General features: G+C 30.4%; 20 protein-coding genes and 1 rRNA gene. 9 read left to right on the top strand and 12 right to left on the bottom strand.

All coding sequences use genetic code 11. The features are described 5' to 3' along the window. Positions 1 to 114: 114 nt before the first annotated feature. Together G6N05_RS13850 and G6N05_RS13845 are read left to right on the top strand one after the other, a co-directional pair. Positions 115 to 765: an outer membrane protein gene (locus tag G6N05_RS13850; RefSeq protein WP_166130841.1), complete on the top strand. Its 651-nt coding sequence runs from the start codon at positions 115 to 117 to the stop codon at positions 763 to 765. A gap of 166 nt (positions 766 to 931) precedes the next feature. Continuing rightward, positions 932 to 1,558 carry a porin family protein gene (locus G6N05_RS13845; RefSeq protein WP_166130838.1) on the top strand — a complete coding sequence of 209 codons (627 nt, stop codon included), beginning with the start codon at positions 932 to 934 and terminating at the stop codon, positions 1,556 to 1,558. A gap of 81 nt (positions 1,559 to 1,639) precedes the next feature. Here G6N05_RS13845 and rocD read toward each other — a convergent pair whose 3' ends face one another. Next, complete coding sequence (gene rocD, locus G6N05_RS13840) at positions 1,640 to 2,884, bottom strand: ornithine--oxo-acid transaminase (RefSeq protein WP_166130834.1); 1,245 nt, start codon at positions 2,882 to 2,884, stop codon at positions 1,640 to 1,642. 284 nt (positions 2,885 to 3,168) lie between these two features. Here rocD and G6N05_RS13835 point away from each other — a divergent pair, with 284 nt between their 5' ends. Continuing rightward, positions 3,169 to 4,614 carry a PhoX family protein gene (locus tag G6N05_RS13835; RefSeq protein ID WP_166130830.1) on the top strand — a complete coding sequence of 482 codons (1,446 nt, stop codon included), beginning with the start codon at positions 3,169 to 3,171 and terminating at the stop codon, positions 4,612 to 4,614. Between the two features lie 72 nt (positions 4,615 to 4,686). After that, positions 4,687 to 6,456, top strand: coding sequence for a cytochrome c peroxidase (locus G6N05_RS13830; protein WP_166130827.1), 1,770 nt, complete (start codon positions 4,687 to 4,689; stop codon positions 6,454 to 6,456). Here the strand turns inward: G6N05_RS13830 and G6N05_RS13825 are convergent. Both G6N05_RS13825 and tnpA read right to left on the bottom strand, forming a co-directional pair. Beyond that, positions 6,453 to 7,001, bottom strand: coding sequence for a DUF1697 domain-containing protein (locus G6N05_RS13825; RefSeq protein ID WP_166130824.1), 549 nt, complete (start codon positions 6,999 to 7,001; stop codon positions 6,453 to 6,455). The two genes, G6N05_RS13830 and G6N05_RS13825, sit on opposite strands and share 4 nt — an antisense overlap. A gap of 79 nt (positions 7,002 to 7,080) precedes the next feature. After that, positions 7,081 to 7,542, bottom strand: coding sequence for an IS200/IS605 family transposase (gene tnpA, locus G6N05_RS13820; protein ID WP_166130821.1), 462 nt, complete (start codon positions 7,540 to 7,542; stop codon positions 7,081 to 7,083). A gap of 113 nt (positions 7,543 to 7,655) precedes the next feature. Between tnpA and rlmD the strand changes: the two genes are divergently transcribed. Genes rlmD through G6N05_RS13805 form a run of 3 tightly spaced genes read left to right on the top strand, consistent with a single transcriptional unit; the run spans position 7,656 to position 10,271 of the window. After that, complete coding sequence (gene rlmD, locus G6N05_RS13815; RefSeq protein ID WP_166130817.1) at positions 7,656 to 9,068, top strand: 23S rRNA (uracil(1939)-C(5))-methyltransferase RlmD; 1,413 nt, start codon at positions 7,656 to 7,658, stop codon at positions 9,066 to 9,068. Between the two features lie 2 nt (positions 9,069 to 9,070). Continuing rightward, positions 9,071 to 9,565: a DUF6452 family protein gene (locus G6N05_RS13810; RefSeq protein WP_166130813.1), complete on the top strand. Its 495-nt coding sequence runs from the start codon at positions 9,071 to 9,073 to the stop codon at positions 9,563 to 9,565. Further along, the gene (locus tag G6N05_RS13805) at positions 9,546 to 10,271 is read left to right on the top strand and encodes a DUF6048 family protein (protein ID WP_225875179.1); all 726 of its coding nucleotides are present in this window, start codon (positions 9,546 to 9,548) and stop codon (positions 10,269 to 10,271) included. Before G6N05_RS13810 ends, G6N05_RS13805 begins: the two co-directional genes overlap by 20 nt. A gap of 81 nt (positions 10,272 to 10,352) precedes the next feature. Here the strand turns inward: G6N05_RS13805 and G6N05_RS13800 are convergent, their stop codons facing one another. Further along, complete coding sequence (locus G6N05_RS13800) at positions 10,353 to 10,586, bottom strand: hypothetical protein (RefSeq protein ID WP_166130807.1); 234 nt, start codon at positions 10,584 to 10,586, stop codon at positions 10,353 to 10,355. A 129-nt stretch (positions 10,587 to 10,715) separates the two neighbouring features. Further along, positions 10,716 to 11,882 (bottom strand): THUMP domain-containing class I SAM-dependent RNA methyltransferase, encoded by a 1,167-nt coding sequence (locus tag G6N05_RS13795; RefSeq protein WP_187003035.1) that lies wholly within the window; start codon positions 11,880 to 11,882, stop codon positions 10,716 to 10,718. A gap of 175 nt (positions 11,883 to 12,057) precedes the next feature. Between G6N05_RS13795 and G6N05_RS13790 the strand changes: the two genes are divergently transcribed. Together G6N05_RS13790 and G6N05_RS13785 are read left to right on the top strand one after the other, a co-directional pair. Beyond that, positions 12,058 to 12,801 carry a class I SAM-dependent methyltransferase gene (locus G6N05_RS13790; RefSeq protein WP_166130803.1) on the top strand — a complete coding sequence of 248 codons (744 nt, stop codon included), beginning with the start codon at positions 12,058 to 12,060 and terminating at the stop codon, positions 12,799 to 12,801. Then, positions 12,801 to 13,514: a ZIP family metal transporter gene (locus tag G6N05_RS13785; protein WP_166130799.1), complete on the top strand. Its 714-nt coding sequence runs from the start codon at positions 12,801 to 12,803 to the stop codon at positions 13,512 to 13,514. The genes G6N05_RS13790 and G6N05_RS13785 overlap by 1 nt, the downstream gene beginning before the upstream one ends. Before the next feature lie 35 nt (positions 13,515 to 13,549). On the opposite strand, the gene G6N05_RS13780 is transcribed toward G6N05_RS13785, so the two are convergent. The 7 genes from G6N05_RS13780 to rrf all read right to left on the bottom strand — a co-directional run bounded on the left by G6N05_RS13780 (position 13,550) and on the right by rrf (position 21,221). Continuing rightward, a complete protein-coding gene (locus tag G6N05_RS13780) occupies positions 13,550 to 14,068 on the bottom strand; it encodes a MepB family protein (RefSeq protein ID WP_166130795.1) in 519 nt (172 codons plus the stop codon). Next, positions 14,068 to 15,276, bottom strand: a complete 1,209-nt coding sequence (locus G6N05_RS13775; protein ID WP_166130792.1) for a glycosyltransferase family 4 protein — start codon at positions 15,274 to 15,276, stop codon at positions 14,068 to 14,070. Before G6N05_RS13775 ends, G6N05_RS13780 begins: the two co-directional genes overlap by 1 nt. A gap of 322 nt (positions 15,277 to 15,598) precedes the next feature. Continuing rightward, positions 15,599 to 15,754 (bottom strand): hypothetical protein, encoded by a 156-nt coding sequence (locus G6N05_RS13770; protein WP_166130788.1) that lies wholly within the window; start codon positions 15,752 to 15,754, stop codon positions 15,599 to 15,601. A gap of 4 nt (positions 15,755 to 15,758) precedes the next feature. Next, positions 15,759 to 16,313 (bottom strand): hypothetical protein, encoded by a 555-nt coding sequence (locus G6N05_RS13765; RefSeq protein ID WP_166130785.1) that lies wholly within the window; start codon positions 16,311 to 16,313, stop codon positions 15,759 to 15,761. Between the two features lie 419 nt (positions 16,314 to 16,732). Next, entirely contained in the window at positions 16,733 to 19,714 is a 2,982-nt protein-coding gene (locus G6N05_RS13755; RefSeq protein WP_166130781.1) for a sensor histidine kinase, read from the bottom strand. Further along, positions 19,698 to 20,450 (bottom strand): LytR/AlgR family response regulator transcription factor, encoded by a 753-nt coding sequence (locus G6N05_RS13750; protein WP_166130777.1) that lies wholly within the window; start codon positions 20,448 to 20,450, stop codon positions 19,698 to 19,700. Before G6N05_RS13750 ends, G6N05_RS13755 begins: the two co-directional genes overlap by 17 nt. A 661-nt stretch (positions 20,451 to 21,111) precedes the next feature. Continuing rightward, positions 21,112 to 21,221, bottom strand: a 5S ribosomal RNA gene (rrf, locus tag G6N05_RS13745). Positions 21,222 to 21,478: the final 257 nt, after the last annotated feature.

Here is a 21,478-nt window from a genome sequence, read left to right as displayed (position 1 = left end):
AGATTAAAAGAAATTAAAGCACTTTTACAGTGTAAAAGTGCTTTTTTTTTAATAAATATTTTTTTAATAAAAAATTAATTATAATTTTGACCAAAATAATTTAAAACTAACAAAATGAAAAAAGTATTATTATCTGCAGTTGCAGTATTAGCGTTTACTTTTGGTAACGCACAATCAAACCAAAAAGGTACAATGCACGTAAACGTAATTGGTGGATTTTTATCTGGTTCAGGTACTCAACAAGATGACGAAGCAGGTTCAACAGAAACTAAGTTCTCAGCTACAGGTGCTCAATTCGGTGCAAATTTCCAATATGGTTTAGCTGAAAGTTTTTCTGCTGGTATTGGTTTAGAAGTTGGTACTTCAATTTTAACTCCAAAAGACTATAACTTTGAAGACTATGGTTACACAAAAGATTTCACATTATCTACTTTCAAAGTAAATTTATCTGGAAGATATTACTTCGTAAACAAAGATAATTTCAACGTTTATGCAGGTCCATCTGTTGGTTTTACATCTGGTAAAGACAAAACAGCTTATGGTTTTGATTATGGAACAGCTGAAAAAACTAAATTTTCTGGATTAAACTATGGTGTTAATGCTGGTGGTAACTACTACTTTACTGATGTAGTTGGTGTTATTGTTAACTTAGGTTACGAAGGAAACAGCTTAAAATCTAAACAAACTGAAGACGGTACTGAACATACTGGAAAAACAAATATTGGTGGAATTAAAGTTATGGCAGGTCTTGCTTTAAAATTCTAATCTAAGATTTTTATATAAAAAGCCCCGTTCTGATTTTCAGAACGGGGCTTTTGCTTTTTAATACAAAACCAGAATAAACTTCCAGAAAATTCATCTATTATTTTTGTGTTTATTTTCGTAATAATAAAATTCATTATATCTTTGAATCATAAAAAAAAAAGTAGATATGAAAAAAGGATTACTAACTGCATTTACAGCACTAACATTTGGCTTAACGCAAGCACAAGATGTAAAATTTGGAACAAAAGTGGGTTTAAACATCTCAAATCTTACTGGAGATATTGAGGATGCAAATAGTAAAATAGGGTTCCATATCGGAGGATTTGCTGAAATTAAAGTAAGCGACATGTTTTCATTACAACCTGAAATTCTGTATTCTACTCAAGGTACAAAATCTGAACAAAATTACTCTGATATTTCTGGAGGCTTCAAACTTGATTTAACTCAAAATTTGAGCTATTTAAACATTCCTGTAATGGCAAAACTATATGTTGTAGAAAAATTCTATATCGAAGTAGGTCCGCAAGTTGGTTTTTTACTTAATGCGGAACAAAAAGCCAAAGCAACAGGTTCTTATTTTGGACAACCTTTCAACCAATCACAAACTGTAGACAATAAAGACGATTTAAATTCTACAGATTTTGCAGTAAATTTTGGTCTTGGTATAAACTTAACTAAAAATTTCGGAGCTGGCTTTAGGTATTCTTTAGGTTTATCTGACATAGACAAAGCAGACTCAAGATCTGAGATACAAAATAGCAATATTGGAATTTCTGTTTTTTACAGCTATTAATTTTAAGATTTACATATAAACAAAAACCCGTTCCAATATTTTGAAACGGGTTTTTGTTTAAAATATAGTTACAAAAGAATTTTACTTTTCAAATTCTTTTAAGGTATTTATAATAATACTAACACAATCTAATAATTGCTCTTCCGTCATTACTAAAGGTGGTGCAAAACGTATGATGTTACCATGAGTTGGTTTCGCTAATAATCCGTTTTCAGCTAATTTCATACAGATATTCCAAGCTGTATCGCTTTCTTCTGTATCATTAATCACAATAGCGTTTAACAATCCTTTTCCACGAACTAAAGTCGCAATATTAGAAGTTTGAATGTATTTATCTAACTCCGAACGGAAAATTTTACCTAATCTTTCAGCATTTTCTGCTAATTTTTCATCAGTAACCACTTCTAAAGCAGCAATAGCAACTACAGCCGCAACTGGATTTCCACCAAAAGTAGAACCGTGTTGACCTGGCTTAATCACATTCATAATTTCATCATTAGCTAAAACAGCAGAAACTGGATAAACTCCACCAGAAATAGCTTTACCTAAAATTAAAATATCTGGTTGAATGTTTTCGTGATGAACCGCTAACAATTTACCTGTTCTCGCAATACCTGTTTGAACTTCGTCTGCAATAAACAATACATTATGTTTTTCACATAATTCTTTTGCTGCTGTTAAATAACCTTCAGATGGCACATAAACTCCAGCTTCACCTTGAATTGGCTCCACTAAAAATCCTGCGATATTTGGTGATGAAGTAATCGCTTTCTCTAAAGCTTCCACATCATCGTAAGCAATTTTTATAAATCCGTCAGTAAAAGGTCCGAAGTTTTTACGTGCATTTTCGTCATTAGAAAACGAAATAATTGTAGTTGTTCTTCCGTGGAAGTTATTTTCACACACAATAATTTGTGCTGCATTTTCACTAATTCCTTTTTTCTCATACGCCCATTTTCTACAGATTTTTAAAGCTGTTTCTACTGCTTCAGCACCTGTATTCATTGGCAATACTTTATCGAAACCAAAATAATTGGTAATGTATTTTTCGTAAACACCTAACTTATCATTATAAAAAGCACGAGAAGTTAATGTTAAAGTTTGTGCTTGTTCTATCATTGCACCCACAATTTTCGGATGACAATGCCCTTGGTTTACTGCTGAATATGCGGATAAAAAATCGTAATATTTTTTTCCTTCAACATCCCAAACATAAACACCTTCACCTCTATTCAAGACTACTGGTAATGGATGATAATTGTGTGCACCGTGTTTGTCTTCTAAAGCAATGATTGCTGCTGGGCTGATTTTTTCTAAAACTGACATAATTTATTTTTTATTGATTGTCAAATCGCAATTCCTACTTGTGGAGAGAAATCATCCATAACATAGCGCAAGGTAATAATTCTATATTTAATGATAAAATATTAACTTAACTAAGTTTAATTCTTCATTAAATCGGTACCAAAAACACAATATACATTAACATAACAATAATGTAACTTTTGTACGATTTTTCATAACTTTAATAACTTTTATAAAATATTAAAACAAGTTTAAAGCAACACAAAGCTACTAAGTTTGCCACATCTAATAATAAATTAAAAAACATGAAACTTACAACTAGTATTTTAGGTTTAACCTTGATTTCAACAGTATTGTCTTGCAATTCTGAAGAAAGTAGTGTCGCTGAAAACACGAATCCAATCGAACTAAAAAACCATTCAATCACTCCTGTACTAATGAAAACAATGCCAGGGTTTTCAACATTAAACACTTTTGCTTTATTTTCAAGTGAAGATACATTTACAGAAACTCCAGGATTTGTTTTTGGTGGCTCTGCAGATGGATCAGGATTATTCAAAAACAATGATGGCTCTTTCACTTTCTTAGTAAATAACGAAGACAATTTTGCTGTTTCTAAAATTAAGTTTAACAAAAATTTCAAACCTGTTGGCGGTGAATACGTTTTGAATTCAAATGGAGCTGGTAACCGTTTATGTTCAGCTACTTTAGTAACACCAGAAATTCATGGATTTGGCCCATTATTTTTAACAGCTGGAGAAAGTAATAATGAATCTCAAATTATAGGTTTAACTCCATACGATACTAAAGCAAACAACAGTACACCAAGACCGATTTCTGGATTTGGAAGATGGTGTGCAGAAAATGCCGTTCCTTTAGCAAAAGAAGCTTACGCTAACCAAACAGTTGTTTTATTAGGTGATGATGATTCTGGAACTTATGGTGGACAATTAGTTATGTACAAAAGTACTGTTGGAGATTTAAACAATGGAAAAGTTTATGTAATTAAAAGAACAGACAATATTACAAATGAAAGAACTATGACTGAGAACAACACTTATCCTGTTCAGTTTGTAGAAATTACAGATGCAAAAACTAATACTGGACTTCAAAACAACCAAGCAGCTCAGGCAGCTCAAGCTATTGCTTTTGGACGTGTAGAAGATATTGATTACAGAAAAGGCGCTGGTAAAGAACGTGAACTGTATTTTAATGTTACAGGTCAGGATAACACAGGTTCAAATGCTGATAATTCAAGATCTAAATATGGACGTGTTTACAAACTAGTTTTAGATGCAAACAATCCATTAAGCGGGCAACTTACATTGGTTTTAGATGGTGACGACAGATCAGGAAAAGCAAAACAGTTTCAAAATGTTGATAATATTTGCGTAACTAATAACTATGTATATGTACAAGAAGATTCAAATGGTTATGGAGACGAAACTCATGATGCTTACATTTATCAATACAATATTGCTACAAAAGAATTAAAAGTAGTTTTTGAATTAGATCACAAACGTAATGATCCTACAAATAAATACTTAAGTGCGGGTTCAAATTTTGGTTCATGGGAATATGGCGCTTTAATTGATGTTTCAGAAACTATTGGAATTCCAGACACATTTATGCTTTCAATTCAACCTCATTCTTGGAGAACAGATGCTTTTAAAGGTGTAGACGGCGGAACAATTCGTCCAAACGAAAACCAAGGAAGTCAAGTTATATTAATAAAAGGTTTAGCAAGATAAAAAATCAACTTTTTAAAATACAATTAATTAGGAATGTGATGTATTGCATTCCTAATTTTTAATTTATACCTAATGAGAAAAATAATAGCTTTTTTATGCATTGGATTACTTATAGTTTCATGTAAAAACTCCAATTATGAAAACCTAACTCCAATTGAAAAAACCAAACAAAACTTAATTAAAAACTATGCTTTATTTGCTGTAAGTTGCAAAAAATTGGATAGTTTAATTCAAAAAACATCCAACATAACAAAAGCACAAAACGAATTTAAAACAGCTCGTTTACATTATAAAAAAACCGAAAGTTTTATCTCTTTATATTATCCTGAAACTTCTAAAAGTTTGAATGGAGCAGCTATTGATAAAAACGACATACATGAAACAAGTAGAAAAAAAGTTGAAGCTACAGGTTTTCAAAAAGTTGAAGAACTATTATTTGCTAAAGAAATTGATATAGAGAATTTAAAAAAACATGTTGGTATTTTTAATGGTTTTACTCAAACACTTAAAACCAATATTGAAAACATTCAACTTTCCGATAGTAATATTTTTGAAGCACAAAAATTGCAAATGGTTCGAATGATGAGTTTAGGAATTTCTGGATTTGATTCACCAATTACACTTCATTCCATCCCGGAAGCTAAAGCTACAATTGAAAGTATTTCAGATGTAATCTTAACTTTTACGGATGATGAAAAATTTGTTGAACTTATTTCTAAAACTAAAACATATCTTGATAAAAATCAAAATTTCAATACTTTTGATAGAGCTGATTTTATTGTAAATTATTGTATTCCGATTTCTAACACTATTCATAAAATCCAACAAAAATTAAAAATCAAAACGAATCCTTATACGAATGCAATTAATCTTGATAAGCAAAACATTTTTGAAGAAGGCGCATTCAATCAGGATTATTTCGCACCAAATTACAATCAAAAACCAAATTCAGCACAAATCGCATTAGGAGAAAAATTATTCTTCGACCCAATATTAAGTGGTAACAATAAAGTTTCTTGTGCAACTTGCCACATTCCTACTCAAGCTTACGCTGATCATAAAACCAAAGCAGTAGAGGGAATAAAATCTAGAAACACGCCTACTTTATTAAATTCTGCATTTCAAAACGTTCAATTTTTAGATGGTCGAGTAACTTATTTAGAAGACCAAGCGAAAAGCGTAATCAACAACAAAGATGAAATGCATGGAAGTTTCGCAAATGCTTTAAATAAAATTAAAAACAATCCGACTTATCAAAAAAAATTCAAAACTGTTTTTACCAAAGAAAAAGAAATCACAGAACAAAATCTATTAAAATCATTGGCAAGTTATGTGCGTTCTCTATCGAAACTAAATTCAAAATTTGATACTTATTTACGTGGAAAAACGAAGTTGACAGCAAGTGAAAAAAACGGATTCAATTTATACATGGGTAAAGCCAAATGCGCTACCTGTCACTTCTTTCCCTTATTTAACGGAAGTGTACCTCCATTATATAATGAAACAGAAAGTGAAGTCTTAGGAGTTCCTTCGCAAAATGCAACACAAAACGCAACTATAGATAGTGATTTAGGCGAATTTTTAATCACAAAAGCGCCTTTAAAAAAACACGCTTTTAAAACACCAACTATCAGAAACAGTAGCATAACGTTTCCATATATGCATAATGGTGTGTATCAAAAACTAGAAGATGTTATCGATTTCTATAATCGTGGTGGCGGACATGGTGTTGGAATTGCTATTGAAAATCAAACCTTACCAACGAATAAATTAAATTTAACAAAAAGTGAAATTAAAAACTTAAACGATTTCATTAAAACGTTAAATAATTCTGGCTATTAAAGCTTGTTTTCAAACATAGATAATAAAGTTGTAACGGTATTCCAATTTCTTATGGTTGCCGTTACATTTATTTTTTTCTCAATATACTTTTGATCCAATTTAGTTTTTCCAGCACCAACTGCATATTTGATATAAATTCTGCTACTATCAATGGCCGCTTCATCGGGTTTGAAATTACTAATTTTTAAATCGTTTAAAGCTAATGGAGATAATTCTTTAGAAATAAAAGCGACGTATAATTTCTTCGTTTCACACTCTTTTTCTTTTAAATACGGATTGTTTTTTAAGCACAATTCTAAATCTTTTTTAGAAACCATAACAGCAGGTACATCATAACCAAAAACTTTTGAAATTTCTTGTTTGATTTTAAAACCAACACTTGCGGCATTTTCTTCTTCCGAATCCACAAAAACATTACCGGTTTGTATGTACGTTTCTACATTTTGAAAGCCCATATTTTCCAGCATTTTCTTCAATGCATCCATTTTAATCATATTGTGTCCTGATACGTTTATGCCACGTAAAAGTGCTAAGTGTTTTGTCATGTTATCGATATATAATCCCTGACGGGATTGTAATTATTAATGTTTTTACAAAGTTATACAAATTCTATTAGAGATAATTTCATATTGGCTCTTTAAAAATATAATTTTCATCATAATCAATTTCAAAAGCATTTAAAAACTGAATGTATTCTTTTATAAAAGTTTGCCTTTGATGATGTGTTTCTTGATTTTGAACATATTTAATTACTCTATCAACATGAGATTTTGAATAGGAAAAAGCACCATAACCTGATTGCCATTCGAATTTAATAGGTAGAAATTTCTTTTCATTAATCCATTTTGATGAACTTCCTTTTATATCTTGCATTAAATCGGAAATAGATTGAGTTGGCCTCATTCCAATAAAAACATGAATATGGTCTGGCATTCCGTTTATTGCTAATAATTTATGATTATGAGCTTTAATAATCCCAGAAATATATTGATATAATTCTTCTTTAAAAGAAGCTAGAATTAGTCCTTTTCTGTATTTTACTACAAAAACGAATTGTATGTGAATTTGCGTATATGTGTTTGCCATTGTGCGTATAAAAAATTTGAATTACGGAATATATAATTGCTAAAAATACAAAAATCAAGCATTACAATGTCGCATCGCGACGTTATTTTGGTAAAAATCCTTACTTTTGCACCATGGGAAAAAAGAGAACAGAAAGAATCGTATTCGAAAACGTACAAATCCTTGATGCAGGTGCAAAAGGTGTATCGGTGGCAAAAGCCCCAGATGGTAAAGTAATTTTTATTCCGAATGTCGTACCAGGTGATGTGGCCGACATTCAAACCATGAAAAAAAGAAAAGCATTTTACGAAGGTAAAGCTATCAAAATTCATGAGTTTTCGGAACACAGAACAGAACCGGTTTGTGAACATTTTGGTGTTTGTGGTGGTTGTAAATGGCAAAACATGAAATATAGCCAACAATTGCATTACAAACATAACGAGGTTTACAACAATTTAAAACGTATTGGAAAAATTGAAATGCCAGAATTTGAACCGATTTTAGGTTCGGAAAAGCAATTTTTCTACAGAAATAAAATGGAATTTGGTTTCTCCTCTACAAGATGGATGACGCCAGAAGAAGTGCAATCAGGTGCAGAACTAGACAACAAAAATGCCGTTGGATTTCATATTCCTAGAATGTGGGATAAGATTTTAGATATTTCTAAATGTCATTTACAAGAAGATCCTTCTAACGATATTAGAAACGAAATTCGTCGATTTGCAAACGAAAACAACCTTTCTTTTTTCAATCCAAGAGAAGTTACTGGTTTATTAAGAACGTTAATGATTCGTACCGCTTCAACAGGTGAATTGATGATTTTAATTCAGTTTTACGACAACAATAAAAAAGAAATTGAATTGATCATGAACTTTTTAGCAGAACGTTTCCCTAATGTTACTTCGCTACAATATGTGATCAATCGAAAACTTAACGATACGATTTACGATCAAGATATTATTACTTTCAAAGGAAGAAATTATATTTTAGAAGAAATGGAAGGTTTACATTTTAGCATTAATGCGAAATCGTTTTACCAAACCAATTCGGAACAAGCGTACCAATTATATGCTATTACAAGAGATTTCGCTGGATTAACTGGAGAAGAATTGGTATACGATTTATATACTGGAACAGGAACCATTGCCCAATTCGTTTCTAAAAAAGCGAAAAAAGTAATTGGTGTAGAAGCCGTTCCAGAAGCAATTGCTGATGCCAAAGAAAACGCTACTCGTAATAACATTACCAATTGTGAGTTTTTTGTAGGTGATATGAAAAACGTTTTCAATGACGATTTCATTAACACGCACGGACATCCAGATGTGGTTATTACTGATCCTCCTCGTGATGGAATGCACAAAGATGTTGTCGCACAATTATTGAAAATTGGAGCAGAAAAAATTGTTTATGTAAGTTGTAACTCGGCTACTCAAGCGCGTGATTTAGCTTTATTAGATGAAATGTACAAAGTGACTCGTGTTCGTCCAGTGGATATGTTTCCACAAACGCATCACGTAGAAAATGTGGTACTTTTAGAAAAAAGATAAGTATGAAAAAATTATTCTTCTTATTGCTAATTAGTTTTTTCTTTTCGGGTTGCGAAAAAGATGATATTTGCGACGAAACAACTCCAACTACTCCAAAAGTTGTAATTGAATTTTATGATGCTGTTGCAACAACAACGCCAAAAAACATAACAAATTTAAAAATAACAGCTACTGGATTTACTTCTGAATTAAAATATAATGCAGTAAGTAAAATTAAAGTTCCTTTGAAAACTTTTGCAGATGTTGCTGCTCTGAATTTTACTTTAAACGGAAGTGTTGATCCAACTACAGATGACAATCAAGATGAAGTTATCTTTAATTACACGAGAAAAACAGCATATATTTCTCGTGCTTGTGGCTTTAAAACAATTTATACTTTAGATGCTACAAATCCTGTTTCTGTAACTGCAGATGGAAATAATTGGATTCAAAACATAACTGTATCACAACCTAATATTGAAAACGAAAATGAAACACATGTTAAAATATATTTTTAGTCTCGTTTTTCTATTGTGTTTTTCAATTGAAAGTAACGCACAAAACAAAGTAAAAGATACTGTTAAAATACCGCAACGATTTGGATTACGACTAGGTGTCGATTTACATCGCTTAACAAAATCGTTATACGATAAAAACTATAAAGGTTTAGAATTAGTTGGTGATTACCGAATTACGAAGAAATTTTATATCGCTGGAGAATTAGGAAACGAAGAAAAAACAACGCTTGACGACAACATCAATTATACTACAAAAGGAACGTATTTTAAAGTTGGTTTTGATTATAATGCCTATGAAAATTGGCTAGATATGGAAAACATGATTTACGTTGGAATGCGAGCTGGTGTTGGTAGTTTCAGTCAGAAATTGAATTCGTACAATATTTATGAACCGGGAAATTTTTATGGAACAAATACTATTGTTCCTGGTCAAGAATTTAATGGCCTTTCTGCAAGTTGGATAGAAGTAATAAGTGGTTTAAAAGCGGAAGTTTTCAGTAATTTATATGTTGGATTTTCTATACGATTGAACTATTTAGTATCCAATAAAGAACCAGAAGGTTTTGCTAATTTATACATTCCAGGCTTCAACAAAACCTATGAAAACAGTAAATTTGGTGCAGGATTTAATTACACTGTAAGTTATTTTATACCCTTATATAAAAGCAAACCTAAAGCAAAAGAAACAAAAGAAGTTAAACAATAAGTGCTTTTTGACTTAAAACAGAAATCCCAAATTTCAATTGTAATAATTGGAATTTGGGATTTTTTATTTTTTGGAATTTGACTATTTAATCTCTTTCACACCTTTGATAAAAAGCCATTTCATAAATAACTTTTCACCTTCAGCTGTTTTTACCACTTGAAATTTTGGTGCTAAAATGGTGGCAACTACAAACGCCGCTAACGGAATTTGCCAACCTGTAAAACCTGTGTAAGTTGCTACGATAAAGCGTAATGCAATGAAAAGGATTAAAAATCCTAACATATTAAAAACTAATGCTTTTGTTTGTTTTGACATAATCTATTTTTTACTTGAATCTTTTTACTTGAATCTTTTTACTTTTTACTTTTTACTTTTTACTTTTTACTTTTTACTTTTTACTTTTTACTTTTTACTTTTTACTTGGCTCTTGTTACCTGGCTCTTGTTACTCTTCTTCTCTGTTCTGAAATTTAGTTCGCTTACTTCCGGCATACATTTCGTATTTCACCAAACGTGCTTCTAACTTTCCATTAAATAATTTTATTTTTCGACTTGGACGTAAACCTACAAATTTCAAAGCTTCCAAATTCGCAGTTATAAACCAAGCGTTTGTTCCTGGATAATTCTGCTTCATCGTATCACCAATTTCTCTGTAAAAACGTTCCATCTCAATATTCAAACGTTCTCCATATGGTGGATTAAAACAAATATGTAACGGACCTTCTACTTCTTTCTCCGATTGGAAGAAATCAGCTTGTTTTATCGTTACATAATCATCTAAATTGGCATTTTTGATATTGTCTTTTGCTTTTTCAACCGCACTTGGCGCTTTATCGCAACCAATAATCGTATAATGAAATTCTCTAGTTTTCTTTAATAACGATTCTAAAACCTTATCAAATAATTCTGAATCCCAATTTGGCCATCTTTCGAAAGCAAATTCTTTTCTGTTGATATTCGCGGGAATATTACATGCAATCATTGCCGCTTCCGCCACAATTGTTCCACTTCCACACATTGGATCTAAGAAATGTGCATTTCCATCCCAACCAGATAAAATCAACATTCCGGCAGCTAAAACTTCATTAATTGGAGCGATATTTGTTGCCGTTTTATAACCACGTTGGTGTAAAGAAACACCTGAAGTATCTAACGAAAGCGTACAAAAATCTCTATCAATATGAATGTGAATACGTAAATCTGGAAAATCTTTATCAATACTTGGACGTTCACCAGTATTGGTTTTAAACTGATCTACAATCGCATCTTTTACTTTTTGCGCCACAAACTGACTGTGCGTAAACTGCTCTGAATACAAAGTCGTTTCCACAACAAACGATTGTTGCACTTTTAAATAATCCGACCAATCAATTTTTTGAATCCCATCATATAACGTTTGCTCGTTATAAGCTTTAAACGTATGAATGGGTTTTAGAATTTTTAAAGCCGTACGTAAAGCCAAGTTTGCTTTGTACATAAAACCTTTATCACCTTGAAAACTAACACTTCTAGTTCCTTTTACCACATTTTGTGCTCCTAATTGGAACAATTCTTTTTCCAGAATTTCTTCAAAACCAAAAAAAGTTTTGGCAACCATTTTAAAATTTTCCATAGACCTCTTTCCCTCAGAGAGAATTTAATTATTAATTATATTTTTAATAGACAGAAATTAAACGCCGATTTCACGAATTTTTTTGTGTGAATTTGTGTAATCTGTGTTTATAATATTTGCTATTTGTTTGCAAAAATACATTAAATTTGTTGATTCATAATTTCCAAACAGATAAATGTCAGATTCTACAGCAAAAAATTCAGAAAATTGGTTCAGTACTTGGTTCGATACACCTTATTATCACATTTTGTATAAAAACAGAAATGATGAAGAAGCCCAAGCTTTTATGGATAACATTACGCATTATCTAAATATGCCTGAAAACGGAACTATTTTAGATTTAGCTTGCGGAAAAGGAAGACATTCCATCTACTTAAATAAATTAGGCTACAACGTAACTGGTGTTGATTTATCTGAAAACAGTATTGCGATTGCTAAGGATTCTTCAAATGAAACTTTACAGTTCAAAACGCACGATATGCGTGAGCCGATGAACGAAACTTATGATGCCGTTTTTAATTTGTTTACGAGTTTTGGTTATTTCGACACACACGAAGACAATATTAAAACTTTAAAAGCGATTAAAGAAAGTATCAACGAATACGGTTTTGGTGTGATTGATTTTTTCAATGCCGATTTTATTATTGAAAATTTAGTAGCTGAAGAAACTAAAGAAATTGATGGCATTACGTTTCATATCAAACGTTCAGTTGAAAACAAAAAAATAATCAAAGAAATTCGTTTTGAAGACAAAGGCGAATCTTTTTTCTTTACCGAAAAGGTTTCCGCTTTCACCTTAGCCGATTTTGAAGCTATGATGGAAGAAGCAGGTATTTATTTATTAGAGATTTTCGGCGATTACAAGTTGAGAAAATTCTACAAAACACAATCAGAACGTTTAATTTTGTTATTTAAATAATGAACTACAGTATTTATATTTTCCCTTTATTATCTGTCATTTTAGGATACATTTTCGCCATATTTTTTTCACCAAAAAGCAAGAAGAACTTAAAATTACTACTTGCGTTTAGTGGTGCGTTTTTATTATCATTAACCGTAATGCATTTGCTTCCAGAAGTTTATCATAGTGAAGAAATTATTACTGAACCTGGACACGAAGGGCATTTTCATTCTAAAATTGGAATATTCATTATGATTGGAATTTTGTTTCAAATCATTTTAGAATATTTTTCAAAAGGAGCAGAACATGGACACGTTCACGGACATAATAAGATTTCTCATATTCCATGGTTGTTATTTTTCAGTTTGTGTTTACACGCGCTTTTAGAAGGTTTACCAATTAGTAAAAACCCATCTTTAGCTTATGGAATTGCGATTCATCACTTTCCAATTGCTATTATTTTGACTACATTTTTCAAAAACGCCCAATTGAATTCAAAAGCTATTTTATTTTTTATGATTGCGTTTGCGTTTATGACACCAATTGGAACTTTCCTAGCTGATAATTTGAGTTTTATTACGAATTATTATTCGCAATTATCTGGAATTGTAATTGGAATTTTATTTCATATTTCTTCTACTATTATTTTTGAAAGTAGTGAAGGCCATAAATTCAATTTAGCTAAATTAGTGGTGATTGCTTTAGGGATTTTGTTGGCGAGTTTTATGTAGAATTTGCCACGAAGACACTAAGTCGCAAAGTTTTTTTAAAGGTTTGTTTTTGTAAATAATTTCTTCACCAATTCAATATCAAAAGCATCTTTGTTTATGGAATAGAAATATTTTGTTTGCCAAAGTTGCGTTTTTTCTGCTTGTGTACTTGTTGGAATATCCCAAGGCGGATAGACTCTAATGCCTCTCTTTCCGGAAATATTGTTATTGCTAATAATTCCTTTTTCTAAAAGAACAGCTTTCGGAAACACAAATTGACCCAAATTTTTTTCGCTTTTTGAAGTGATAACGATGAAGTCGAAATTGTCTGAAACATCGAATGGTGCAGTTATTCCTTTGTTATTTCTTTTCCAAATGGTTACAAACTGACCGATTTTAGTTGGCGTAATTTTTGAAAATCGGTGAATGATTTCAATCGAATTTAATTGAAAAGAACATGCTTGATATTCGGCACTTTCAGAATCAATAACAAGATTAGAGAATTCGAAATTGCAATTATCATAAACCAATTCTTTAACTTGAAGAAGTTCAGAAGTTAATGGGTTTTCTTTCATTATTTATTTTTTTCTTCAATCCAACGACTCATAAATTCTGTACTTCGCATGGTATGAAATTGCAACATTTGCCCAATGAAATTAGCATTTCTATGCGTTTCTAAATTAGTTTGAAGATGATTTAAAATATCTAAAAATTTAGACTTATAAATTGAAAACAAAAACTTGTGCTCTATGATTTTGTGTCCATTCTCCACTGCTTGTTCCAAAACTTCTTGATTCGAATACAATTCAACTGCTTTAGTTATAAAATCAGAATAATCGATAGTAATAAATCCATTCCAAGGCAAATTATCGTGCATAGCTTCTGCTCCAATTGATGTAGTTACTGATGGCGTTCCGTATTCCATACCTTCCAACAATTTTCCTTTAATCCCAGCTCCAAAACGAATGGGTGCTAATAAAATTCTCGCCGAACGAATGACTTCTTCTGCACTTTCTGCTCTGCCGTGAATAAAAAATCGCTCTTTCGGATTATGTAATTGATGTACTTTCTGAGTTGGATAGGCTCCGTAAATATTTAGTTTGGCATTTGGAAGTAAGTCTTTTAATTTTGGCCAAATTTCATTTTTTAAGACTAAAACCGAATCCCAGTTGGGTTCATGATAAAAGTTTCCTATAAAGACAAAATCAATTTTTGATTGAAAATCTGGTTTTTCTGGAGTTAAAGCATCAACCCAAATTGGCAAATAAAATAAAATAGATTTTGGAACTTGGAAAAACGTTTGCAATAAATTCATCTCATGATCTGAAACCATAAGCGATAAATCACATCTAAAAATAGCCGCAATTTCTCTTTTAGCGACATCCGAATTAAAATTTAAACTCTCGCTATTTTTCTTAACTGCTTCCTGTCTGGCTTGACGTAAGCAATGTAAATCTTCTGTATCTAAGATTTTAATCGCGTTTGGCAATACATTTGAAACGCGCCAACCAAATTGTTCTTCCACCATAAATCGGTCAAACAAAACGATATCTGGATTTATCTGAAGTAATAATTCATCAAAACCTGAATCATTAATTTGAACGGAATGTTGCGTGATTCCTAAACTTGATAAATCGAAAGAGAATTCGCTTTCAGAAGCAATTGAAGCATATTCCACATCATATTTTTCCGATTGAAAAAACCGAATTAATTGCAACATTCTGCTACCCGCTGCCGAAGAATTGGGTTCTACCCAAACTGAACTAATGATTAAAATTTTCATAGTCCAAATATACGAAGATTTTTGAGGGTGAATTTTGTAATTTAAAAATCTTAAAACTAATTTTAGAATGGTTTAACTTATAAGTAAGTAAATAATATTCATTAAAAGCACACCAATCACGACCAGTATTAGAGTTATGATTGGTGCATTTTTGTTTTTGAAAAGCATTTAGAAAAAAATATAATAAAGAATTTTAATTAATAGTAAAACTGAAACAGTAAGAATTGTTACTCTAATAATAGAAGTTACACTTGGGAATTCGAATTGAAATTTCATTTATAATATTCTTCTTTTTGGTAATATTTCTATTTTTCAATAAAATCTAATATTCATTTTTATCAGATATTTTTTTCCAAGCGTGACTTGAATGTGTTGCTGTAGAAAATGGTTGTTTACATTTTTCTGGTGTTAATGCTAAAATATTTTTTTGAAAATCGTTTCGGGTAATACCACATCGGTTGCATTTATATGTTGCCATAAGTTTATTTTTTTGAATTTACTTTTTCATTAATTGTGCTTCCAATTTTTAAAATTCCATTTGTATTCTTTGCAATATTAACAATACTATTTTCAACAATGTCTAAAGCAGTTTTCACTTTTTGATAATCCACTTCTTTTTTTCTTTCAATTAAAACATTATCTATTATTATAGATGGTTTCAACACAGGAATTCCATTAATAAAAAGTTGATATTTATATCCAATACTAACTTCATGATAAATATCATTAAAAAAAAGACCATCATCTCCATCAAAAAATTCTTCTTTATAAGGATAAACCTCTAAAGAAAATTCACTTCTAGCTTTATCAAATCCTTCTTGAAAACTTTTATTCTTCTCAATTAAGATATTACTTTTCAGATTACTAATTTCTTCTTTTAAAATACTGAATCTTTCATCGGATTTAACAAAAACTTCATTATCAATATTTTTGTGTAAGTTACTATGCTTACTTCTAAGGTTAGTTAAATATATTAACCATATTAAAGATGTCATAACAATAGCAATTACTATATAAATCATTTCTATAACGCTCATTTTACTATTTAGTTTTTAAAATTTTATAATTAAATCATTTTTTTACAAAGCCGGCGCATGTTTTCCCTTATTACTTCCTAATGGATGTCTAGAACATGAACTTGCGGTTAATGATGAAATTGTTGATGATGAAGATCCACAAAACTTACACGAGTATTTTGATTTTTCGCTACCTTCGTAAAGTTTGTGTTTTCCTTTATTACTTCCTAATGGATTACGACTGCATGATGAAGCCGTTAAACTGGAAATACTGGAGCTTTTAGAACCACAATTTTCACAATAAAAATTTGACATAATTTTAGTTTTTTAGTTTAAACCGCTAAAATAATAATCAAAAAATAATGCTTTAGAACAACTTGTTAAAGCAGGTGAAAACGAATACAAAACCTACTTTTTAACTTATGAAGATGTTTATAATTTTAAACTTGTAGTAAAATCACAACAAAAGTTCCATCAGATTCTGTGAAATTTGTTGTTATTGGATTTGAAATATGTGGTTGAATCAAACGAAGTCTTTCGGCTGCTAATTGTAGTGCTTTAGAGGTATGCAATTTGACTTTATTAAAAGAAGCTATCCCTTTTCCGTTATCTTTTATACGACATTCCAATACATGAGTTTCATTGAGCTGGAAAGAAATATCTAATTTCGGATTTGGATATTCGGCATTAAAAGCATGCACAAATACATTTTCAATAAAAGGCTGAAGCAACATCGTTGGAACTTGAATCTCTTGTGTATTTATATTAGGTTCTACTTTAAGATTAACTTGAATTTTATTTCCAAAGCGTGTGTTTTCAATATAAATATAATGCTGTAAAAAAGTAATTTCTTCTTGTAACGTAATGGTTTTCTTTGTAGAATTATCCAGTGTCAATCGCATCAACTTAGCCAATTCACTAACAAAATTTAGCGAATTATCTATGTCATTACTAATTATAAAATCTTGTATGGTATTCATTGCATTAAACGTAAAATGAGGATTCATTTGACTTTTAAGTGCTTCTAATTTTGTTTCTGCTATACGTTGTTGAATGAGTGCTTTTTCTTCCGCGTTTTTTTTATTTCTTTTTATTATAAAATACAAACTCGTTGCTATAACTGAAACAACTAAAAGCATAAACCACCAAGTCACCCAAAAAGGAGGTGTGATTCTTAATTTCAAAATTTTAAACTGTTTCGTTTCTCCTGAATTTAAATCTAAAACTTGAATTTCTAAATTATAATTTCCATGAGGCAAATAAGATAAAAATACGGATGGTTTTTCAGAATAGGGACTCCAATTGTTTTTGCTATTTAATCGGTATCTAAATTTTAACTTATGAGGAAAAGGATGTCCAATTGGAATAAAATCGATAGAAAAAGAATTATGCTTATAATCTGATATTAATTCATTAGAATGATACGAAAACCAACGATTGTTTTTACTACTAAGCAGCTGATTATTTATTAATATAGATTGGATTATAATTTTTTCAACTGTTTTTTGTTTAGCTAAAAGCTTATTTAAATTAAGTTTATAAAATCCCTTTTGTGTTCCTAACCATAAATCATCACCAAAAATTTGTGAAGTTTTAAAAACACAATCTTTTAGACCTTGTTCTGAATCTATTAATCGAATTTTACCATTGTGGTAAACATTCAACCCTTTTTCTGTACCGATTAAAATATACTCTTTATAACATTCTAAAAAATTGATACTATTTCCTATAATTTCTTTTTTGGGAATAGTTTTAAGGATTTTAAATTTTTGATTATCATCCACAATAAAAACGGTTCCAAATTCGGCAGCCAAAACCAAATATCCATTATTCGTAAGGGCAATATGTTTGAATTTTTTCTCTTTCCAAATATTTTCAAACAAATACGATTTAAACTTTCCTTTATGATGAACAAACAAGCCATTAAAAACAGAAATTAGATACGTTTTATCTTTATTGTTTAGGATTTTGACAATGAATTGAGGCGTGTTAGTCTTAAATTTCGAATAATGTTTTCCTTCTAATTTGTATACATCATCATAAACATAAGCACCTGCGTAGGTAATGGTTTCTATAAATTTATGATCTGAAGTGAAACCAATTTTTAAACTATGTTTCGGAATATAATTTATAATTTGAGCTTTTGAATTCATTTCAAAAATCCCTAAATTACTTCCAACCCAAACAGAATTTTTGTTCTTTACTAACTCATAAAAAACAATTTCGTTTGCTTTTATATTAAAATTTAATTCAAAATCACGTGATTCTCTATAATTAGTATTGCATTTTGTTTTGTGAATCTTGATATATTTAGATTGAAAATTTTTAAAATCATTTAAAGATATTGCAGCAGTTATTTTATCCGAAGAATTTAATACTGAAATACCCTGATTATGTAATACAAATTTTGATTGATCAAGAATTTCGAAATCAACAATAGATAAATTTTTAAAATTTTCATATTGAATCGTGGCATCCAAACGTATTTCATAAATCCCTTTATCATTTGAACCTACATAAAGTACATTTCTTAATTTATCATATACAACATTTAAAATCTTTTTTGAATCTACACCAAATGCATTGGAAAAATTAATCATTTTATCTTTTTCAATTTTATACAAACCACCATCCGGAGTGTACACTCCATCTGCAGCCGCAAAAAGTAAAGAATTTTGAACTTTAGCGTATTGATTAATAATTGAATTTCCAAATTGAACGGGTTGAGTATTTTTAGAAAATAACTGCTCAATATTTAATTTTTCTACGAAACCTTCTTTACTTAAGTATAAATCTTGATGATCTAAAAAAGCACTATAAAAGTTAATCCCTAAATATACAGGTTCAATATTAGTGGAATTTTTGCTTTCAACAATTTTAAAAACACCATCAAAAACACTAATAAAATACACTTCATTTTGATATACAAAAAAATCTATACAAATGAAATCTTCCTTTGTTTTAGGAACTTTTGGAGTAGTTATTTTATTTGTTTTGATATTAATAATAGAAACTCCTTGTTCTGTACCAACGTAAATATGGTTTTTATTCGAAAATACTTTTCTGACTTTATCTGCTGGTAATCCATTTTTAGTAGTAAGAATTGTAAATTTCTTTCCATCAAATTTACTCACTCCACCACCATAACTAGCAAACCACATATTCCCATCAGCATCTTGAGAAATATCCCAGCAGCTATTATGACCTAAACCATCTTCTTCACTTAAATTATAAAACTGACCATTAATAAAACGAGAAACGCCATTTTCTGTACCCACCCAAAGTACATGATCTTTATCAACAAACAAAGATCTGACTGCATTATTTGGCAAACCTTCAGAAGTAGTATAATTTTTTGATGGATATTGTTGAGCAAAAGCGGCCGTAAAAACTAATAAAAAAAGACTAAGAAGAAATCGCATCAATTAATTTCTTTTTAGTGAATAAAGTATCAGAAACAGGAATGGATTCCCCAATAATTAAATCTAACTTATACTCGTCAGATTTAAAACTCTTAATGTAATTTTTATTAACCAAATAACTTTTATGGATTCTAATAAAATTGGTATCCATTAAAACTTCACTTATTTCTTTTAAAGATTTAGAAGTAAAATATTCTTTATCTATGGTAACAATGTTCGAATAAGAACCATCAGACTTACAATAAACTATAGAATTAGCTTGAATTACTTCAAAACCAGATTTAGTTGGAAAAACAACTCTCTGTTTATCTACAAACTGATTATTAATGTTTTCAGTTAACAATTTAAACCTATCAAAATCGATTTTTATATTCTTTTTTGAAATATAACGTGAAATAGCAATATTAAAATCCTCTGTGCCAAATGGTTTAACTAAATAATCTAAGGCACTTTTTTTAATAGCTTGAATAGCATATTCTTTATAAGCTGTGGTAAATATAATTTCAAAATTAATTTTATCAAAATACTTTAAAAGTTCAAAACCATTTTCATCTGGCATTTGAATATCTAAAAATATTAAATCTGGTTGATATCTTTTTATTGCTCTTACAGCAGATTCAACTGAACTACATTCCTCCAAAACATCAATAGTATCAGAATGATAACGTTCACAAAATTTCCTAAGAAAACTTCGCGCATGCATTTCATCATCAACAATAATTACTTTAATTTTCATCTAATATATTAATATTATTCAAAAATACAATTAAGTTTAGGAGTATCCAAAATATCCTATAACTGTATAAAAAAAGAAAATGAAACACTAATTCTGCCTTGTTTACACATTATAGTTACTATATAATGATTGAAAAACAAAACAGTTAATTAAGAGATTCTCTTGATTTCTTGGGCGTTCCCTCGTTGCAGAAGTATTCCTTTTACCACACGTTTAGTCTTACAACGAGGTCGTGTGTTCCGCTATATCTTTTATTTTGTTGCAGACTTTTGGTAATAAGTCAATTAAATTCGGTAAGCAACAAAAAAAAAGGATGCCACTCCACCCACTAACGCATAGGTTTTCAGAAGATATTAACTGCTATAAACAAAAAAAAGTCCCATCGGGACTAGATATAAGTAAAAAAAAGGATGCCAATCCACCCACTAACGCATAGAATTTCATAAGATGAAACTACTATAAACAAAAAGAATCTGAAACAAGTTCAGATTAAACAAAAAAAGTCCCATCGGGACTAGATTTAGGTAAAAAAAAGCCTCAATCTAAAAGATTGAGGCTTTAATAAAAGAAGGCGGCGAACCGAACTCGTTCTAAAACGAGTGAACACGCCGTACCAATAACAAAAAAAAGAGGCTATCTGAAAAGATAGCCTCTTAATAAAAGAAGGCGGCGACATACTCTCCCACATAACTGCAGTACCATCTGCGCAGTTGGGCTTAACTTCTCTGTTCGGAAAGGTAAGAGGTGAGCCCCAACGCAATAACCACCTTAATGGTTTGTTACATTCGACAATTTAATATGTATTGTCGATCATAACAGTCTTGTTATAAATAACTAGACAAATATCTTAACATACTGAGATAAAAATAATAAAAGTATAAAAACGATTCTTTCCTGGTCCCTGAGGTATCTCTAAGGGGAAAGAATTTCGCTCCCCCGATTACTCGGGGGAACATTACAATAAGCTTACGGGTTATTAGTACTACTCGACTATGACATTACTGCCTTTACATCTATAGCCTATCAAC

The organism is Flavobacterium bernardetii, assembly GCF_011305415.1.
In the GTDB taxonomy this organism is placed as follows: Bacteria; Bacteroidota; Bacteroidia; order Flavobacteriales; family Flavobacteriaceae; genus Flavobacterium; species Flavobacterium bernardetii.
This window is presented reverse-complemented; position numbering and strand designations above follow the sequence as displayed.

Bases quoted from the DNA above. Each gene is read 5' to 3' on its own strand.
- G6N05_RS13835 (WP_166130830.1), top strand. From the start codon at position 3,169: ATGAAACTTACAACTAGTATTTTAGGTTTAACCTTGATTTCAACAGTA.
- G6N05_RS13825 (WP_166130824.1), bottom strand. From the start codon at position 7,001: ATGACAAAACACTTAGCACTTTTACGTGGCATAAACGTATCAGGACAC.
- G6N05_RS13780 (WP_166130795.1), bottom strand. From the start codon at position 14,068: ATGAAAGAAAACCCATTAACTTCTGAACTTCTTCAAGTTAAAGAATTG.
- G6N05_RS13805 (WP_225875179.1), top strand. From the start codon at position 9,546: ATGTTAAAATATATTTTTAGTCTCGTTTTTCTATTGTGTTTTTCAATT.
- G6N05_RS13755 (WP_166130781.1), bottom strand. From the start codon at position 19,714: ATGCGATTTCTTCTTAGTCTTTTTTTATTAGTTTTTACGGCCGCTTTT.
- G6N05_RS13785 (WP_166130799.1), top strand. From the start codon at position 12,801: ATGAACTACAGTATTTATATTTTCCCTTTATTATCTGTCATTTTAGGA.
- G6N05_RS13810 (WP_166130813.1), top strand. From the start codon at position 9,071: ATGAAAAAATTATTCTTCTTATTGCTAATTAGTTTTTTCTTTTCGGGT.
- G6N05_RS13765 (WP_166130785.1), bottom strand. From the start codon at position 16,313: ATGAGCGTTATAGAAATGATTTATATAGTAATTGCTATTGTTATGACA.
- G6N05_RS13830 (WP_166130827.1), top strand. From the start codon at position 4,687: ATGAGAAAAATAATAGCTTTTTTATGCATTGGATTACTTATAGTTTCA.
- G6N05_RS13750 (WP_166130777.1), bottom strand. From the start codon at position 20,450: ATGAAAATTAAAGTAATTATTGTTGATGATGAAATGCATGCGCGAAGT.
- G6N05_RS13790 (WP_166130803.1), top strand. From the start codon at position 12,058: ATGTCAGATTCTACAGCAAAAAATTCAGAAAATTGGTTCAGTACTTGG.
- G6N05_RS13800 (WP_166130807.1), bottom strand. From the start codon at position 10,586: ATGTCAAAACAAACAAAAGCATTAGTTTTTAATATGTTAGGATTTTTA.
- G6N05_RS13845 (WP_166130838.1), top strand. From the start codon at position 932: ATGAAAAAAGGATTACTAACTGCATTTACAGCACTAACATTTGGCTTA.
- G6N05_RS13850 (WP_166130841.1), top strand. From the start codon at position 115: ATGAAAAAAGTATTATTATCTGCAGTTGCAGTATTAGCGTTTACTTTT.
- tnpA (WP_166130821.1), bottom strand. From the start codon at position 7,542: ATGGCAAACACATATACGCAAATTCACATACAATTCGTTTTTGTAGTA.
- G6N05_RS13795 (WP_187003035.1), bottom strand. From the start codon at position 11,882: ATGGAAAATTTTAAAATGGTTGCCAAAACTTTTTTTGGTTTTGAAGAA.
- G6N05_RS13770 (WP_166130788.1), bottom strand. From the start codon at position 15,754: ATGGCAACATATAAATGCAACCGATGTGGTATTACCCGAAACGATTTT.
- G6N05_RS13775 (WP_166130792.1), bottom strand. From the start codon at position 15,276: ATGAAAATTTTAATCATTAGTTCAGTTTGGGTAGAACCCAATTCTTCG.
- rocD (WP_166130834.1), bottom strand. From the start codon at position 2,884: ATGTCAGTTTTAGAAAAAATCAGCCCAGCAGCAATCATTGCTTTAGAA.
- rlmD (WP_166130817.1), top strand. From the start codon at position 7,656: ATGGGAAAAAAGAGAACAGAAAGAATCGTATTCGAAAACGTACAAATC.